The following is a 15339-nucleotide window of genomic DNA, read 5'->3' as shown; positions in this document are numbered from 1 at the left end:
TGTTTGAAAAATGACATTAGTGAGGTGGCAAATGGGTGGGTTGTTCGACGGGTTTGAAGGCTATCGTGTTGTCACTGACGTCGAGAATAGGGGTGCGCTGACAAGTGCGTTAGTTGCAGTTGATGCCAATGTTCTTTTGAACCTTTACCGCTACAACTCGCGCACCACTAGCGACTTGTTGGCGATCTTCGAGAAGCTCGGCGATAGACTCGTTGTGCCATTTCAAGCAGCTCACGAGTTTCACCGCAATCGCCTCAAGACGATCGGAAACCCGGAACAGGCCACTAATGATGTTCGTGTCGCGCTAGATAAGAGCCATCAAGGTGCGGTTCGAGCCCTTGACGGCTGGTCCAAAAAGGTGGCGCTAGCTGATCCTGAGTTGAAGAAGATGTATGAATCATTAGAGCAGGTTTATGTTGAACTTCGGCAGATTATTGATCGAGCCGCACCGGATCTTATTCACCCAACTACGCCAACAGATAAGGACCCAGTGCTAAGACGGCTGGCCGATTTGCTGGATGGCAAGGTTCTTCCTCGACCGGATGACGAACGCTGGGCCACTATGATCGCCGAGGGGAACCGGAGAGTTGGCGAGCTTGTTCCTCCTGGATACCTGGATGCAGATAAGGGTGATCTGCATGTGGAGAGGGCTGCGGGTGACTACCTTATTTACATCCAGGCATGTGAAGAGGCTAGAAGTCGTCAACTGAGCCTCCTTATCGTCACGAATGACGAGAAAGAGGATTGGTGGTGGCGGCGGGGGGCGGACTTGATTGGACCGCGTCAGGAGATGGCTAAAGAGTTTTTTGACCTCACGGGCGAGCGCTTGTTCTTGATGCGTCCTAGTGATTTGCTAAACTACTCCGATGCCTTGGATGTCCAGGTAAGTCAGGGGTCTAAAGATGATGCGAAAACGAGTCGCACGGACATTGATGCAGACGTTGATGCGGACATTGACGAGGGGGGGGAGTGGACGACGGAAGGCGTAGATAGATTACTAGAAAGGCTACGTGCGGAAGGCCGGCGAGACCTCGCTGACGTGATCCTGGAAGCGGCGCGCCAGGGCGGAACAATTGACCGCGATGCCGTATATGTTCTGGGTGACTACAGCGACGACAGAATGTTACGCGGGTTTACCCGTCCGACCGCTCGTATTACGGCTGATCTGCAAGCCGAAAAGCTAATACCTGCTTCGGTGGCGCCAATGCTCACTCCGCTATATCGCGGGCCGGGTCGGCTATACGCGGTGCGGATTCCAGCGGAGGTTACTGTGATTCTGGGCTCGCGGGTATCCCGTGCCTTTAGTGATGTTTCATCCCGCGACGCCGATCCTCAAAGTGATGCAGAAATAGAGGCCGCTGGCAAGTATGGGCCGTTGAGTGACTATCTGGCTGCGCTCGATAATGATTCCGTGAGGATGAGTTTTGGGGAAATCGAAGATATTATTGGCGACGCGCTGGCGCCTTCGGCGAGGAAGCATCTGCCATACTGGTACTCGACACAAAATTCGCTAGGAAAAGCCATAAATGCGGCCGGGTTCAGGCCGCGCGGCGTGCGGATTGGCATTGAAACAGTCGAATTCTACCGCCCGACGTAGCCCGTAATCTATTATCGACGAATCGAATCACTCTCCGGATTTGGTCGCGGAAAGCCGCAGTCGGGGCGAGCTACCAGGGAATCCGTTGGCGGTTGTAGAAGAGTTGGCCGGTGGGTCCGTCGTCGGGGAGCGTGGCCAGCCAGGTAAATGTATCGGCTGCTTCGTCGGGGGTGTGGTTGGCTTTGCCGTAGGCGAGGCGGGTGTCGACCTTTCCGGGCGATGCTGCGTTGACGAGGATGTTGTGCTTGCGTAGTTCTGCCGCGAGGATCTGGGTGAGTGCGTTGAAACGCCTGCTTTGGAGACGCGGTAGGAGACGCTGCCGGTGTCCATCTCGGAGGACGTGCTCATGTGGCTGGTGACGTTGATGATCCGGCTGTACCCGTTTCGCTTCATCTCCGGGATGGCGGCGGTGCAGCAGCGCCAGGTGCCCATGAGGTTCGCGTCGAGGGTTGCGGCGACTTCTCCATGTCGGCCGCGCTGGCTGCCTGGCCCCGGTCGATAGCGATGGCGGCGTGTTGACCAGGACGTCGAGCCGGCCGTACTGGTAGCCGACGTCGGCCATGGCGCGGGCGACGCTGGCGGGGTCGGTGATGTCGAGCTGGTGACCTGAGACCGACAGGCCGAGCCCGGTCCGCTCTGCGGCGGTCCGCTCTGCGGCTTCCTCACTCCTGGCCGTCACCACGACCAGCAGCCCGGCCTGCGCGAGCTGCTGGGCGATTGCTCGGCCGAGCCCTCGGTTGGCTCCGGTGACCACCGCTACCCGCTGGCGTGCCGAGGCTGTGCCGACATCTGCTGCTGCCTGCGTGGCCTGAGGACTGCTACCGGTGGGTTGGTCAGTCACGGTAGGCGCCGGGCGGCCAGATGATGGTCACGGGGACGCCGCGAGACCCGGCGTAGGCGACGACGTCAGCGGTGCCGCCGTAGCTTCGTGCGGGCATGCCGTCCCAAACGGCGAAGAGCCGATCCGACTTGTCGACCGTCGACTCGCTTGCGGCCATGTGGGCATCTGAGTCGGAGGCTCGGTAGCCGCATCGGTGGACAGCCACGGCCTGATTGATCAACTGGTCGTATGCGGCGTGGGCATGCTCGGGCAGGCCGCCGCGGTACTCCTGGGTAGGGACGACGGCTTCAAGCTGACCACCGTGCCGGAGCACCGCCTCGGCGAAGAGCTGATCTGCCTCGTCAGCGAGGCAGGTGACGCCAACGAGGTAGTCGCTCAAGCACGCGAGTTGCATATCGAGGGCCCGCGCGACGAGGCTGCTGACCCCGTCGCTGAGCCCTCGATGTCCGGTGATGGCTGTCCGCACTGGACGCCAGGTCAATGCTTGGAGCTGACCTCGGCAATGAACGACTGCCAGGCAGCCGGTGCGAAGGTTAGGGTGCCGTTGTCGCGGTCCTTGGTGTCGCGGACGAGCACGCGGCCGGGTACGTTGCCGGCGACCTCTACACACTCGCCACCGTTGCTGCTGCTGCGGGAAGACTTGCGCCAGATCGGGTCAACTGTGTTCATCGATCATCCTTTGGATCAGGTCTCGTGACTGCCGGCCGGACAGGGCCACATCGCTCACATTCTCCCACAACTTCTCCAGCCTACCCACCTCGCGAGCTGTGGAGATGATCCGTCCGGTGAGTTGATCGTCGATGTAGCCGACGCGGTCGTCATTGACCAGGGTCGCCACGATGAACGCGCCAGCCTGGCCGGCATGCAGGCCGACGGTAAACGGGATCACCCGCACGAGGACGTTCGGCCGGTGGCCGATGTCGACCAGGTGGGCAAGCTGGTCCTTCATGATCGATGGGTCGCCGTACCGCAGCGCAGGCTCGCCGATGATCGCGGTCAACGTCACCGGATCAGCTCGATCGAGCGTGGCGGCCTTCCGATCCATCCGCTCGCGGGTCATCTCCTCGACCTGCAACTCCGTGTGGGCACCTGCGGCGATGATCGCTCGGGCGTACTCCTCAGTCTGGAGCAGGCCGGGGATGACCAAGGGCTGATGCATCCGCAGGAGAGTGGCTCGTTCCTCGTTCTCAGTCCATGGGCGCAGGCCAGGAGCTACGGCCTCACCGCGCGCTTCCTCAGCGAGCTCCTGCATCTCCGTCCCGGTGTCGAGGACCTTGTCAAGGCCGTTGGCGATGTCGCGCGGTGGGATCGACTTACCGGACTCGTAGTTCCCGATCTGGGACCCACTGATATGGATCTTGGCGCCAAGGGCGTCTTGTGACATTCCTCGGGCCATGCGTTCACGCCGAAGCGCATGTCGGAACTCGTTCGTGTCAGGCAACTTGACGCTCCCAGGGTTAGTGGTTGGTGATTGCCCACCCGATATCTTGCTTCGAATCGCTGCTCCTGTCCAGGGTGGAACAAAGTTCTCGACCCGAATTGTGGAGCGGCGAATGTTGACCTTGGTAGGAGTCGTGTTGGCGGCGCTCGGCGGATTGTGCGTCGGCTTCTTCACGTTCCAGCTGAAGCGGCGGTGGTGTCCGGTGTGTGGGGCGACGTTGCGGTGTCCGGAGTGTGCGCCTCGGCATTCGATGCGGTTCAGCCCGACCGGGCCGGCCGGCGTGCCCGGCCCGTCTGGTTCTGGTCGGGCTGGTGCTGTGGGTCGGGCTGCGGTGGATGCGGCTCGGGTGAACCGGGGCCGGTGGTCGCGGTGAGGGGGCGGTTGCGGGAGCTGGCCGCTGCCGGTGGCGGGGTGCTGGTCGTCCGCCACGACGGGCAACCTGGGGTCGGCCGGGTCGGCTGCTCGGCGTACCGCGATGTTGCCGGCGCGGACCCGGCGGCCGACAGCGGCGGCGGTGGTGGTCATGTGGCGGTGCGGCCGTCGTGGTCGTGTGCCGGCTGCGGCGGGGCGTGGCCGTGCCTGGTGGCGCGGGTCGAGTTGGCGGGGACGCTCGGGCCGGTCGCGTTGGCGACGTACATGGTTGAACGGATGACCGAAGCGGCGTTCGACCTGCCCGACGTGACGGCGGCCGAGCTGTTCGACCGGTTCCTGGTGTGGACGTGGCGGCCATGCTGACCGTACGGGCCGCGACGGCCGCCGACGTGGAGCCGCTGGCGGAGTTGTTGGCGCAGTCGTGTGTGGTGGACCCGGTGGTGGCGCGGCTGATCGGCGATCACGCGTTGCGCTATCTGACGATGCACCGGTTCTTCACCGCCGAGGTGGAGTTCGGTGTGCGGCACGGGATCGTCGACGTGGTGGGGCACTGTGACGGGGTGGCGATCTGGTACCCGCATCCGTTCGACCGGCTGCTCGGTGCAGAGCATCAGCGTCGGCGGTTGCGGGCGTGCGGTGACCGGCACGGCCCGTACGCGCACTACACCTTTACCGCCGGTCGCCTGGAGCCGACCGGCCGACACCACCACCTGGCGTTCCTCGCGGCGGCACCCTGGCTACGCCGCCAGGGCATCGGGCCGGCGCTGCTCGCCGCACACCACGCCCGGCTCGACCGGATCAGCATGCCGGCCGTAGTCGAGGCGAGCAGCCCACGGTCCCAGGCGTTCTACCTGCGCCACGGCTACCGGCTCGTCCGGGTGGCCCACCTGCCGGCCGGCGGCCCGCCGTTGTGGGCGATGCGTCGGGGCGGCGCACCACCCGACCAACCACCGATGGCCGCCGCACTTCGGGTCGGCTGAGTCGGACGCTGGCCTGCGGCCACGTTGTCGCAGGCCAGCGGGTCACGAAGCGAGAGGGAACTCCGCACGAGTGCTCGGCCTGGCTCAGGCCGAGCGCGACCCGGCGGTCGTAGACGGCCTGACCGAGGGCGATGCGCCGATGCGGCAACCTGGTCGACCGACCACCGATGGCCGCCGCCCTGCGCGTTGGCCGAACCGGTGTCGACGGCGCCAGAGTATGTTCCGTGACACGGAGCGGGAGCTGATGCGACGGGTGGACTTCACGTGCAATGCTGACGACCGATCGGGACGTTGAGGGGGTGGAATGAGCGACATCCGGTTCAGCGAGGGAATCCTGAACTTCACCCAGGCCGCACGGCACCTGCGGGTGCCGCAGCAGACATTCCACCGCTGGGCGAAGGGCTACCCCCGGGGTGGGCCGCTGCTGCACATCGCGGACCCTCAGTCGAGTCCGCTGCCGGTCACCTTCATCGCCCTGGCCGAGGCGCACGTGCTGGAGGCGCTGCGTACCGCCGGCGTGCGTCCGCAACGGATCCGTCCCGCGCTCGAAGCCCTGCAGCAGGAGTTCGGCCGCGAGTACGTTCTCGTCGCGCCTGAGCTGGCCACCGACGGAGTCGACGTCCTGTGGGACTTCAACAAGAGCCTGGCCGATCACGGGCTCATCGTGGGCGGCACCAACCAGCACGTGATCCGGGAAATCGTCGCCGATCACATGCAGTACATCGCCTTCGGTGGCGATGGCTTCCCGGAGCGGCTGCAACTGTCCGCCTGGCTCCCGTCGAAGGTTGAGGTCGACGTGCGCCGGGCCTTCGGACAGCCCATCTTCGCCGGCACCGGGACGAGAGTGGCGGACGTCGCAGGCATGATCAAGGCAGGTGAGAGCGCTGAAACGGTCGCGGACGAGTTCGGCCTCTCCATCAGCGACGTCCGTACCTCCGCCCGCATCCTCCTGGGCGTCGCCGCCTGAGTTCTACATCGACGAGAACATGCACGGGCGCTCGTTGCGCCGGTTCATCTTTGGCCTGGGCTACGTCGTGCACAGCCCTGCGTCGGTGTTCGGCAGGGAGCGGCTCGAAGCAGGGCTCCGCGACGAGGAGTGGCTGCCGGTGGTCGGGTCAAAGGGCTGGGTGGTGTTCGGGCGTGACCAGAACATCCTCAAGCGGGAGGTGGAAATCCGCGCACTCCTCGACGCGAAGGTCCACATGTTCCTCTTTCCCGGCGAGATCAGCCGCGCGGAAATCTTGGAGGTCGTCGGAGCCAACCTTGCTGAGATCTGCACAGTGGCCTCCGCGCGGCGGCCGAACGTGTACTGGCTCAGGAAAGACAGCGTCGTCAGCTACGAGCAACGCCTGAACGAGCGGCTCCGCCGCCGCAACTGATTCTGATGTCCAACTCACCTTGCAGCGCTCCGGGCGGTCGGAGGCGGCGCAGCGCCTCACCTCGATGACGGACGAGGAGTGAACACCGGCTCCCGAGTGGACCACCGCTGGCGCGCCGCGTTGTCGATCCAGTAACGCTTGTGCGACGCTGCGCAGTCAGTGCGGTGACGGCAGCTGGAGGCGTGGTGCGTGAGGTCGAGGTCAAGTACCGCGTCCAGGACCGGGAAGCGCTGCTCGTCGCGCTCACCGCGCGCGGCGTCGAGCTCGGTCCGCCCGTCGTGCAGGACGACCAGGCGTACGCTCCGACCACCTGGTCGTACGGCGACAACAGGCTCGGCGTCCCCTTCGTGCGGTTGCGGACCGTCGACGGCCGGCACACCTTCACCCTGAAACGCCCCGCCGACAACACGCTCTCCTGCGACGAGTACGAGACAGCGGTGGCCGACCGCGAGCAGATGCACGCCGCGATCCTGGCGATGGGTTTCCGCGTCACCGTGCGAATCGCGAAAGTACGCCGTACCGCCGAAGTGCCCGACGGTGAGCTGTGCGTCGATGACGTCGCCGGCCTCGGCACGTTCCTTGAGCTGGAACGCATCGTCGGTGACGGCGTGCCCGGCGCGGCGGTGCAGGCCGAGTTGGCGGCGTTCGTCGCGTCACTCGGCGTCGCGGCGATCCGCACCGACGAGACGTACGACTCGCTGGTCCGCGCGGCCCTCGCCTCAGCCTGATCGCTGTGCTGACGACCAGGTCAGGCAGGTCGGTCGTTGGCCGGTCGACACGTACTCGACAGCGGCCTGTCGGGCGGTGTCGACGCTGATCCGGGCCAGCCAGGCGGGCACGTCAACGGTCCCGCTGTCCGGCGACTCCAGCACGGCGATCGGCACGGTCGGATCGAGCTGTACGCCGTACGAGCCGTCCGACCAGCGTAAGGCAGCTCGTCCGACGTCAATGTCCACATCGATGCGTAACTGCGGCGGTGCGTCCGCCGGTCCGAACCAGATTGTCTGGCCGCACCCGCCATGCGGCATGATCGATGACGCCTGCTCGTCGAACCACTCACCGGCGTCATCCGGGCCGGCCAGCGGCTCCCGATGTCCGTGGTAGTCGGTCATGACGAACTTCATCGGATTATCCTCTCGCCCGTGCCCACGTAGGTCCGTTTCCACCAGGTTTTTCCCTGGTCCCGTGTCGCGTAGACCGTGAGCTCGGAGCCTGGGGGAATGATGGATGGCAGGATCTTGTCGCAGGACCATTCATGATCCTGGTCGCGTTGATTGCTTCCACACACGGTGTTGTCGAGCACGAGATCCGCCTTGGCGGTGCCGTCGCGCCGCATCATCGCGGCTACCTTGGACTCGACGTGTTGATAGAAGGTGACGGGCGGGCCCCGCAGCGGATCGGAGATAAGGTCCGCTGCAACGCTTTTGTCTCGTCCGCCGGACTCGACCCGGTTACCCGCGTAGCTGCCAGAGGTGGGACGGTTCACGCCTTCCGGGCGCGGCAGGAACGTCGATCCTGCCTCCGCGACATGTCGAGGGAGGGTTTCCGGAGCTGACCACCAGGCGCCCGCCGGAGATGGTGTCGAAGAGCCTCCGGATCCGATCGAGGATCCGTTGATCCTGGCCGCGTAGTTGCCGATGTGCTCGCGGGACCTGGACAGATGCTCCAGCGCGGCGGCGAGATGCTGCTGTGCACGATTGACCGCTGCGATTGCAGCGAGGATGTGTGGATGGCTGCTGCCGCGGGCTGACCTGCGCAACGCGTCGGTCAGGCGGGCGGTTCTCGCCGCCAGGTCGGCAACTGAGCGCGTTGGCAGTCGCCGCACGGCTCGTTCAAGGGCGGAGATGACCTTGTCGAGCGCCAACTACGCCCCCATGACCCGAAGGTAGTTTCTGCACTCGCCGGCCGCCGTGTTCAGCTCAACTCGTACGGACTCGAGTTCGTCGATCGCGGCCCGAAGCTCCGCCAAGGCTGCCAAGGCGTCTGGTGCCTGCGCTCCTTGTAGCGTCAGGGTCAGCGCAGTCATGACACCTCGTACCTCGTCGCCGATGCAGCTGGCGGTCGATCGGGTCAGTTCCTCGGCTGCTTGTCTAATGATCTTCGCAACATCCTCTACCGACATAACATGTCCCTGGCTCGGCTTTGGTTGCTGGTGTTCATTACCTGTGGGTAGGACAGAGTTCCACTGTAGCTTCTGTTGAAGCTTGTAAATGATCTTCGTCGCCCAAAGACAGAATTCTGACTACGATTCCCTGGTAACCGTGGAAGTTGCGAGATCATTTCTTGATCCGTGGCCTGAGTCGATCAAGAGTCGAGTCGATGATCTTTGCGGATACAACGCATGCTCTCGACGGCCGTCGCTGTCGGCGATGCGCCGGGGCGGCGCATCACCCGGCCCACCACCCATGCGATCCTCGGTCCGTGATGGAGGCGGCGCGGCGTGATCTGGATCTGATGCGGGAGTCTGCGGCGGCCTGGCCGCAGCTGCGGTACGAGCCGGCCACCGGTGCCGACGGCTATGTCTACGACCGCCACGCGGCCCGGCGGGCGGCCCTGCTGTGGGCGATGCAGTACGACCGGCGGGCCGACGATCTGCCGCTGCTGCGCATGCTGGCCGAGCAGGAGGCGGTATGCCGACGCAGCGCGCCGTTCCAAGGGCTCACCGAGGAGACCGAGCTGGCCGGTTTCCTGCTCGCCGAGCATGCCCGGGTCGAGGACGTCTGGCTGCACTGGCAGATCAAGCGGGCCAACTTCGACACCTGGTGCGGCTACGACGTGGAGCACCTGGCCGCCGCCGGTGTGCAGGCCACTGTCGACTTCGTCCGCGCCAGTGTGCACCCGGACCGGGCGGATGTGCTGGAACGCCTGCTCGACGAGGACGGCCAGCCGTGCGTCTCCGAGGACGACCTCGTGCGGTGGGCGGAGAACGCGCGGTCGCGTTTCCCGGCCGATCCGGCCGACGAGGACCCGCTTCAGTGGATCGAGCGGGCCAAGCTGATCGGGGACACCGGGCTCGCCCGCCGGTGGCTCGACGACTGGGCGGCCGGCCGTGAGCGGGACGCGTCGACCCTCGGCGTACTGCGGTATCAGCTGGCGGACCTGGGAACGTACGCGCTGGCGGCGCAGGCCCAGCGGGAGAGCTTGCGGTACGCCGACACCGACTGGGAGCGGGCATCAGCGTGGCAGTCCCTGGCCGAGTTGGAGCGCCTGGCCGGCGACCACCGGGCCGCCTGGCAGGCGCTGGGTGAGTGCCGCCGGGCATTGGCGGATGTGTCCGGCTGGACGGAGGTCGGCCTCGGCCGGATGTACGTCGAGCAGCTGTTCCTGCTGGCCTGCTCCGCTGACGACGAGTTGGCCGGGGTGGTGTTCGCCGAAGCCGACCGGCAGGCCGGCGACGTCCCCAGGTTGCCCCTGGTGGTGCTGCGGGCCGCCAGCGACGCCGCCGACAAGGCCGGTGACCAGGCCAGGGCGGAACACTACCGGCGACTGCGCGACGCTGAACAACAGCGCATCGACGGCGAACTCGGCCGGTCGACCCCTTGACCGTCCTGGTCACGAGTCTGGGTGGCTGGGCGGCGTCGGTCGTGCTCGTATCGCTATCCCGGCAGCGACGAAGCACACGCCGGCCCCAACGATCAGCGGGATCCGGCTACCGAGGTGCACCGCTGCGGAGCCAAGGGGAAGGGCCAGCACGATCGGGCCGAACATCACGGTGTTCGCGGTGGCTGCGACGCGGCCGAGGACGGCCGGCGAGGTGGTGGTCTGGATGGCGGTGATGGCTGCGGTCAGCGTCCACGGCAGACCTACCCCCACCACGACGCCGGATGCGAGCGTCCCCGGCCACCAGGGCAGGCAACGGGCGAGCAGTCCGACCGCGAAGAGCGCCGCGCCGGCAGCACCGATCGAGATCGTGCCATGCCGGCAGATGAGTCGGCCGGCCACCAGACCAGCAGCGATCGACCCGGCCCCCTGGGCTGCGCTGAGCGCGCCGAGCGCGGTCGCCGGTAGGTCGAGCACGTCCGTGACCACGGTGTAGGTGGCCGCCGTCTGGAATCCGGAGGTGGCGATGGCGACGGCTGCCAGCCCGACGGGGACGATGAGCAGCCGGCTCCTGTGCAACGCGGTGCCGCTGATCCGGACCTGGCCGGTGGGTGGCGACGGCCGGTGGTCGGCGAGCCGCAGGGCCGCGTACAGGACTGCGGCCGCGACCAGGGCCCCGGCGCTGATGGTGGCGACGACCGCCCCGCCTCGCCAGGCGTAGAGCCCGGCCCCGGCGAGCGGCGCGACGAGCTTCATGCCCTCCATCGCGCTGGAGCGCCAACCGTTGACATCGGCGATCCGGCCGGCATCGACCGCCGCCGGCAGCAACGCCGTTTCGCCCGCGTCGCGCAGGACCATGCCGACGCCGTACGCGAGGGAGACCGCGAAGATCAGCCAGGTCTCGCCTGGACCCCGCACCAGATGCAGGCTGAGCAGGGCGGCGGCCGTGGTCAGGTTCACCGCGATCACGGCAGGTCGACGCGGCAGCATGTCGAGCACCCGGCCCAGCCACGGCCCGGCCAGAGTCGGGGCGTAGACGCCGAGGCCGGCCAGCGCGGCGAGGCTGCTGGACCCGGTCAGATCCAGCAGCCAGATGGCGGTGACGAGCGCCATCGCGTTGCTGCCAAATCCGGACAGGACGGAGGTCGCTACGAAGAGCGCGGCGTTACGGCTGGGCACAACGATGATGGTTCGACCTGAGCCTGGTCGAATCAATGCCTTAGGTGCTTGTCAATGATCTGTTGACAAGTGCTGGCGGCGTGCCCTGCCGGTGGGGGTAGCTCGGCGTCGGCTGTCGCCAGGTCCTCTGCGACGTGCACTGCCAGGGCGAACAAACCCGCAGGCGGCGCGTCGAGCGCGGCGGCAACAGTCGACCGGACCAGCGCGGCGCGCGGGAACCGGCCGTCCCACGAACGGTCTACCGCGATCCACCGCTCCAACTCGGCGAGGGCGGTGCGCAGCCGGATCAGCTCGGTGGCGTAGTCATGATCCGCACGACGCCGCTGTGACCGCATCGCCGACACGAGCCGCTGATGGCGCTGTTGTGCTGCCTGACGGCTCGTCAAGCCAAGTGCCTGGGCGATCGCTGTCCAAGTGGCCCCGGTGAGGCGGGCCCGCTCGATCAGCCCCAGCTCGCGCTCGTCGAGCTGCTCGCGCGCCGCCTGTACGGCTGCGAGTTGTTCCAGGGACTCGTCCACCTCGTCAACAATATGTTGACGAGCGGGCGGTCAGCTCAGGTAGCGGTCGAACCAACCGAGGATGCGTTGCGGGTTCTTGGCGAAGTAGCGGTAGCCGTCCCAGCGGCGGGTGCGGCCCTCGATCCAGAACAGGTCCTTGTCCACCGGGATGTTGTCGTAGACCGCCTGGACGTCGTCCGGCCGGGTGAGTATGTCGTCGCGTACCTGGTAGAGCAGCGTCGGGACGTTGACGCTACGAGCGGCCTGCACTGGTGACATCTCGTCGAGCCGGAACCCGGTGTGGACCCGGACCCGCTGTTCCAACTCGTCGATGTACCGAGCCGGAATGCCGGCTGCGGCAAGCGACTGCTCCATGGTGACCCGTGGCGACAGCGGCTGCGGCGCGACCATGGCCCGGACGCCCTCGAACGCTGCCGGTTCGGCCCGCATCGCGAACATCGTGGCGTTCGCGCCCATGCACCGGCTGAACAGCCCGATGGTCATGTGCGTCAGGTCCGCTCGGTTGCGGACGTACGCCAGCGAGCCCAGCACGTCGCGGGCCTCGTAGACACCGGCGGAGATGACGCCGCCGTTGGCCGCACCGGTCTGTCCGAGGTTGCGCAGGTCGTACGCGAGCACGTTGTACCCGGCGTCATGCAGGATCTTGTAGTCCGGGATGAAGTCGACCTCGTTGTCGTTTCCGGTCGCCGCCCACATCGATTTCCACGGCTCAAGGTGCGCGGGCAGGCCGGAACGGCTGAACCACAGGGGGTGGTTGGCGATGATCAGCTTGTCCGAGCCTGCAGCGGGGATGTACCAGCCCTCCAGCGGCACGCCGTCCTTCGACGGGAACGTGACCTCCTGAAAGTCCAGTCCAGCCTCCGTCGGGCTGTGCCAGACCGGCGACCGCAGGGTGGTGCCGAAGGCAGCGGCGTAGCCGCCGATGAACTGCTCGATCTGCTCCGCCCTGGGGGCGGTCGGAGCGGTCGGTGTGGTCGGTGCGTCGGTGTCCGTCATGACGACGACTCTCCGCGCTGCTGGCAGGTGCGGGAAGGCCGACCGATTCATGGTCACCCCGACCGTAGGAGTTCCACACCTACCCTCTCCTGCGGTCACCGCACCTACGCTGGGGAAATGCGCAACGACAACCCGCTCGGCGACTTTCTGCGGGCCCGTCGGGAGCACACCGCGCCCGGCGGCCTCGGTCTGCCGGCTGGCGGCCGTCGTCGGGTGCCGGGCCTGCGGCGCGACGAGGTGGCGGTTCTTGCCGGCATGAGCACCGACTACTACGTACGCCTGGAGCAGGGCCGCGAACGGCACCCGTCGGCCGAGGTGATCAACGCCCTGGGGCGGGTCTTCGGCCTGGACGCTGACGCCCTCGCGCATCTGCACCAACTCGCCCGACCGCAGCACCGGGCCTCGGAATCCGACCACGTCGGTCCCGGCCTCATCGCGCTGCTGCAACGCTGGCACGACACACCGGCGATCGTGCAGAACCGGTACGGCGATGTGCTCGCCTGCACCGGCCTGGCGCTGGCGATCCATCCGAGCCTGACACGCGACCGGAATCTCGTGAGACTACTTTTCTCGACCCCGCCGAACGGGCGCTCTTCCCCGACTGGGAGGAGCAGGCACGTCAAGGCGTGGCGTGGCTGCGGGCCGACGCCGACCCCGGTAGCCCGCGCCTCGCGGCCCTGGTGGGCGAGCTGACGCTCAAGAGCCCGGACTTCGTCCGGCTCTGGGCCCGGCACGACGTCCGCGTCAAGTCCGCCGGCCGCAAGAGGTTCGCGCATCCGGTCGTGGGGGAGTTCGCCGTGAACTTCGAGACGTTCCAGGTCAACGGGAAGGCTGGACAGACGCTCACCGTCTACCACACGGCACCTGGAACGAGCGACGCCGATGCGCTCACCCTGCTCGCCAGCCACGCGGCCACCGCGTCCACCGACCGCGTCGACGCGCCGCGCGATGTCGTTGTCGTCGACCGCCCGAGGTAACGAATCTGGCGCGGACCGGCCGGTCCTGAGCGGGTGCCCGCTACAGCCGCTCGATCCTGACCGGTGCCCGCTACGGTTGGCCGCCGGTGCCGGTCTGCCAGAAGACCTGCCGGGTGGACCCGGACCGCAGCACCAGGTTCCCGTCGTCGCGCAGCACCAACTCCGGGCTGGGGCCAGCCCCGACGGAATCCGACGCCCACACCGCCGCCGCATCAGCGGCTGAGTTGTCGTAGACGACGAGGTTGCCGTCGGGCTGCATCCTGGTCTCCCGCACGCTCATGCCGCCGACGACGATCTGGTGTGTGCCGGACGACCAGAGCACGCTGGTGCCGGGCCCGTACAGGACCAGGTTGCCGTCCTGCTGTTGCATCAGGTGGTAGACCTCGTTCGGCGAGGACAGGTACCGCAGGGTGGTGAGCCGGTAGCCGGCCGGCATCGTGCCAGCGTACGACAGGGAGCTTTTCTGTTCGGACAGGCCCGTCAGCGTCATCACCGTCGAGCCGTCCCTGCGGGCCAGATGGAAGTGTCCCTGGTTGGTGACCATCACCCTGGTCGCGTCGGAATCCTTGGTGTTGGATGCCCAGGCGACGCTGCCGTCGGGGCGGTAGATGACGAGGTTGCCGTCGCTCTGCATGACGACCCGGCTTCCGGGCTGGCCGTTGGTGTTGCTGGCCCACCAGTCGTAGGGGCCTTGGCAGATGTTGGGTCGGGGCGCCCCGCAGGGCGACGGACCGTAGGCGACGAGGTTGCCGTCGGTCTGCATCAGCAGGCCGAACCGGCCGTCGGGGGAGAGGATGTACTCGCCTGCGTACATGGTCGTGTCCGCGTTGAGCTGGCTGCCGATCCTGGTCGCGCCGACGAACGCACCGGTCCGGATCGCGCCGGTGGCGGGTTGCGCCGGGGCGGCGGGCGACATCGACCCCGGCGACGCCGCCGCGGCGACGGCCTGCCGGTCCGGGCCTGCCTGCGACGCCGTCGGGCTCGGCGTGGCACCGGGCGACGGTGCTGCCGGATCGGGCGTTGCCGGATCCGCCGGCCCAGCGGACGACTCCGCCGTCGGCTCGCCGGTCAGCGCCACCGCCCCCGGCGTCTCGATCTCGTCGGACCGGTTCGCGAAGGCCACGGCCGTTGCGATCGTCAGCACCACGGCGACCATGCCGAGCGCGCCGAGCAGCAGCGCCGGCCGCCGAGGTCGGGTCGGCGGCGCGTTGTCGCCCGGGCCAGGATGCGACACCCCGACGATTTCCGTGGCGGCACTGTCGATGCCGACATCGCCGCTGCGCTCACCCGTCGGGGTGCCGGTGACGACAACTGCCGGATCGACATCCGCCCACGGGTCGACCGGATCATGCTGCGACATTGACATCTCCTGACGGACCAGCGACAAGGTACGGGTCGTCCGGAATCCGGACGCGGCGCACCGGGGCCAGGCCACGGTGCCTGGCGCGAACAAGGCACCAGCGGGAAATCCTGCCAATCCCTGGAGGCCGTTGACCAGTCGCGACCGGCGAATCTAGGC

The 15339-nt window shown here is 67.0% G+C and carries 18 protein-coding genes and 2 pseudogenes; 9 read left to right on the top strand and 11 right to left on the bottom strand.

All coding sequences use genetic code 11. From position 1 onward, the window contains the following. Positions 1 to 31 precede the first annotated feature (31 nt). Positions 32 to 1597, top strand: coding sequence for a PIN-like domain-containing protein (locus O7543_RS14000; RefSeq protein WP_281567441.1), 1566 nt, complete (start codon positions 32 to 34; stop codon positions 1595 to 1597). A gap of 27 nt (positions 1598 to 1624) precedes the next feature. On the opposite strand, the gene O7543_RS13995 is transcribed toward O7543_RS14000, so the two are convergent. The 5 genes and pseudogenes from O7543_RS13995 to O7543_RS13975 all read right to left on the bottom strand — a co-directional run bounded on the left by O7543_RS13995 (position 1625) and on the right by O7543_RS13975 (position 3879). After that, positions 1625 to 2029, bottom strand: coding sequence for a hypothetical protein (locus tag O7543_RS13995; protein WP_281567489.1), 405 nt, complete (start codon positions 2027 to 2029; stop codon positions 1625 to 1627). 94 nt (positions 2030 to 2123) lie between these two features. Continuing rightward, a pseudogene (locus tag O7543_RS13990) lies at positions 2124 to 2351 on the bottom strand (SDR family NAD(P)-dependent oxidoreductase); the annotation flags it as partial. Positions 2352 to 2430: 79 nt separating this feature from the next. Next, a complete protein-coding gene (locus O7543_RS13985) occupies positions 2431 to 2817 on the bottom strand; it encodes a hypothetical protein (protein ID WP_281567440.1) in 387 nt (128 codons plus the stop codon). Positions 2818 to 2915: 98 nt separating this feature from the next. After that, positions 2916 to 3107, bottom strand: a complete 192-nt coding sequence (locus O7543_RS13980; RefSeq protein ID WP_281567439.1) for a DUF397 domain-containing protein — start codon at positions 3105 to 3107, stop codon at positions 2916 to 2918. After that, a complete protein-coding gene (locus tag O7543_RS13975) occupies positions 3094 to 3879 on the bottom strand; it encodes a helix-turn-helix transcriptional regulator (protein WP_281567438.1) in 786 nt (261 codons plus the stop codon). The genes O7543_RS13980 and O7543_RS13975 overlap by 14 nt, the downstream gene beginning before the upstream one ends. 369 nt (positions 3880 to 4248) lie before the next feature. Here O7543_RS13975 and O7543_RS13970 point away from each other — a divergent pair, with 369 nt between their 5' ends. The 5 genes from O7543_RS13970 (at position 4249) to O7543_RS13950 (ending at position 7338) form a co-directional block, all read left to right on the top strand. Then, positions 4249 to 4614 (top strand): hypothetical protein, encoded by a 366-nt coding sequence (locus O7543_RS13970; RefSeq protein WP_281567437.1) that lies wholly within the window; start codon positions 4249 to 4251, stop codon positions 4612 to 4614. Beyond that, the gene (locus O7543_RS13965; protein ID WP_281567488.1) at positions 4608 to 5231 is read left to right on the top strand and encodes a GNAT family N-acetyltransferase; all 624 of its coding nucleotides are present in this window, start codon (positions 4608 to 4610) and stop codon (positions 5229 to 5231) included. Before O7543_RS13970 ends, O7543_RS13965 begins: the two co-directional genes overlap by 7 nt. A 304-nt stretch (positions 5232 to 5535) precedes the next feature. Beyond that, positions 5536 to 6198: a DUF433 domain-containing protein gene (locus tag O7543_RS13960; protein WP_281553428.1), complete on the top strand. Its 663-nt coding sequence runs from the start codon at positions 5536 to 5538 to the stop codon at positions 6196 to 6198. 19 nt (positions 6199 to 6217) lie between these two features. After that, positions 6218 to 6610: a hypothetical protein gene (locus O7543_RS13955; protein ID WP_281553429.1), complete on the top strand. Its 393-nt coding sequence runs from the start codon at positions 6218 to 6220 to the stop codon at positions 6608 to 6610. A 185-nt stretch (positions 6611 to 6795) separates the two neighbouring features. Next, the gene (locus O7543_RS13950) at positions 6796 to 7338 is read left to right on the top strand and encodes a class IV adenylate cyclase (RefSeq protein ID WP_281553430.1); all 543 of its coding nucleotides are present in this window, start codon (positions 6796 to 6798) and stop codon (positions 7336 to 7338) included. Here O7543_RS13950 and O7543_RS13945 read toward each other — a convergent pair. Both O7543_RS13945 and O7543_RS13940 read right to left on the bottom strand, forming a co-directional pair. Beyond that, positions 7330 to 7734, bottom strand: coding sequence for an Imm1 family immunity protein (locus O7543_RS13945; RefSeq protein WP_281553431.1), 405 nt, complete (start codon positions 7732 to 7734; stop codon positions 7330 to 7332). The genes O7543_RS13950 and O7543_RS13945 overlap by 9 nt on opposite strands. Beyond that, positions 7731 to 8474 carry a DddA-like double-stranded DNA deaminase toxin gene (locus O7543_RS13940; RefSeq protein WP_281553432.1) on the bottom strand — a complete coding sequence of 248 codons (744 nt, stop codon included), beginning with the start codon at positions 8472 to 8474 and terminating at the stop codon, positions 7731 to 7733. Before O7543_RS13940 ends, O7543_RS13945 begins: the two co-directional genes overlap by 4 nt. Before the next feature lie 560 nt (positions 8475 to 9034). On the opposite strand from O7543_RS13940, the gene O7543_RS13935 reads away from it, so the two are divergent. Continuing rightward, positions 9035 to 10153 carry a hypothetical protein gene (locus O7543_RS13935; RefSeq protein ID WP_281555447.1) on the top strand — a complete coding sequence of 373 codons (1119 nt, stop codon included), beginning with the start codon at positions 9035 to 9037 and terminating at the stop codon, positions 10151 to 10153. Positions 10154 to 10162: 9 nt separating this feature from the next. On the opposite strand, the gene O7543_RS13930 is transcribed toward O7543_RS13935, so the two are convergent. From O7543_RS13930 to O7543_RS13920, 3 genes are read right to left on the bottom strand one after another with little or no spacing between them, the layout of a single operon-like run. Then, on the bottom strand, positions 10163 to 11329 hold the full coding sequence (locus tag O7543_RS13930; RefSeq protein WP_281553433.1) for an MFS transporter: 1167 nt from the start codon (positions 11327 to 11329) through the stop codon (positions 10163 to 10165). A 32-nt stretch (positions 11330 to 11361) separates the two neighbouring features. Next, a complete protein-coding gene (locus tag O7543_RS13925; RefSeq protein ID WP_281567436.1) occupies positions 11362 to 11847 on the bottom strand; it encodes a hypothetical protein in 486 nt (161 codons plus the stop codon). A 30-nt stretch (positions 11848 to 11877) separates the two neighbouring features. Then, positions 11878 to 12843, bottom strand: coding sequence for an alpha/beta hydrolase (locus O7543_RS13920; RefSeq protein ID WP_281567435.1), 966 nt, complete (start codon positions 12841 to 12843; stop codon positions 11878 to 11880). A gap of 117 nt (positions 12844 to 12960) precedes the next feature. On the opposite strand from O7543_RS13920, the pseudogene O7543_RS13915 reads away from it, so the two are divergent. Then, positions 12961 to 13362, top strand: a pseudogene (locus tag O7543_RS13915) (helix-turn-helix domain-containing protein); the annotation flags it as partial. Then, entirely contained in the window at positions 13251 to 13820 is a 570-nt protein-coding gene (locus O7543_RS13910; protein WP_348650133.1) for a hypothetical protein, read from the top strand. The pseudogene O7543_RS13915 and the gene O7543_RS13910, both read left to right, overlap by 112 nt. Before the next feature lie 70 nt (positions 13821 to 13890). Here O7543_RS13910 and O7543_RS13905 read toward each other — a convergent pair whose 3' ends face one another. Beyond that, positions 13891 to 15180, bottom strand: coding sequence for a hypothetical protein (locus O7543_RS13905; RefSeq protein ID WP_281553436.1), 1290 nt, complete (start codon positions 15178 to 15180; stop codon positions 13891 to 13893). Positions 15181 to 15339 lie beyond the last annotated feature (159 nt).

Origin of the sequence: Solwaraspora sp. WMMA2080 (assembly GCF_027497395.1) — a bacterium.
Taxonomy (GTDB): Bacteria; Actinomycetota; Actinomycetes; order Mycobacteriales; family Micromonosporaceae; genus Micromonospora_E.
This window is presented reverse-complemented; position numbering and strand designations above follow the sequence as displayed.

Coding starts and splice junctions, on each gene's coding strand:
- O7543_RS14000 (WP_281567441.1), top strand. CDS start 32: ATGGGTGGGTTGTTCGACGGGTTTGAAGGCTATCGTGTTGTCACTGAC.
- O7543_RS13995 (WP_281567489.1), bottom strand. CDS start 2,029: ATGGGCACCTGGCGCTGCTGCACCGCCGCCATCCCGGAGATGAAGCGA.
- O7543_RS13980 (WP_281567439.1), bottom strand. CDS start 3,107: ATGAACACAGTTGACCCGATCTGGCGCAAGTCTTCCCGCAGCAGCAGC.
- O7543_RS13965 (WP_281567488.1), top strand. CDS start 4,608: ATGCTGACCGTACGGGCCGCGACGGCCGCCGACGTGGAGCCGCTGGCG.
- O7543_RS13960 (WP_281553428.1), top strand. CDS start 5,536: ATGAGCGACATCCGGTTCAGCGAGGGAATCCTGAACTTCACCCAGGCC.
- O7543_RS13955 (WP_281553429.1), top strand. CDS start 6,218: ATGCACGGGCGCTCGTTGCGCCGGTTCATCTTTGGCCTGGGCTACGTC.
- O7543_RS13945 (WP_281553431.1), bottom strand. CDS start 7,734: ATGAAGTTCGTCATGACCGACTACCACGGACATCGGGAGCCGCTGGCC.
- O7543_RS13935 (WP_281555447.1), top strand. CDS start 9,035: ATGGAGGCGGCGCGGCGTGATCTGGATCTGATGCGGGAGTCTGCGGCG.
- O7543_RS13920 (WP_281567435.1), bottom strand. CDS start 12,843: ATGACGGACACCGACGCACCGACCACACCGACCGCTCCGACCGCCCCC.
- O7543_RS13905 (WP_281553436.1), bottom strand. CDS start 15,180: ATGTCGCAGCATGATCCGGTCGACCCGTGGGCGGATGTCGATCCGGCA.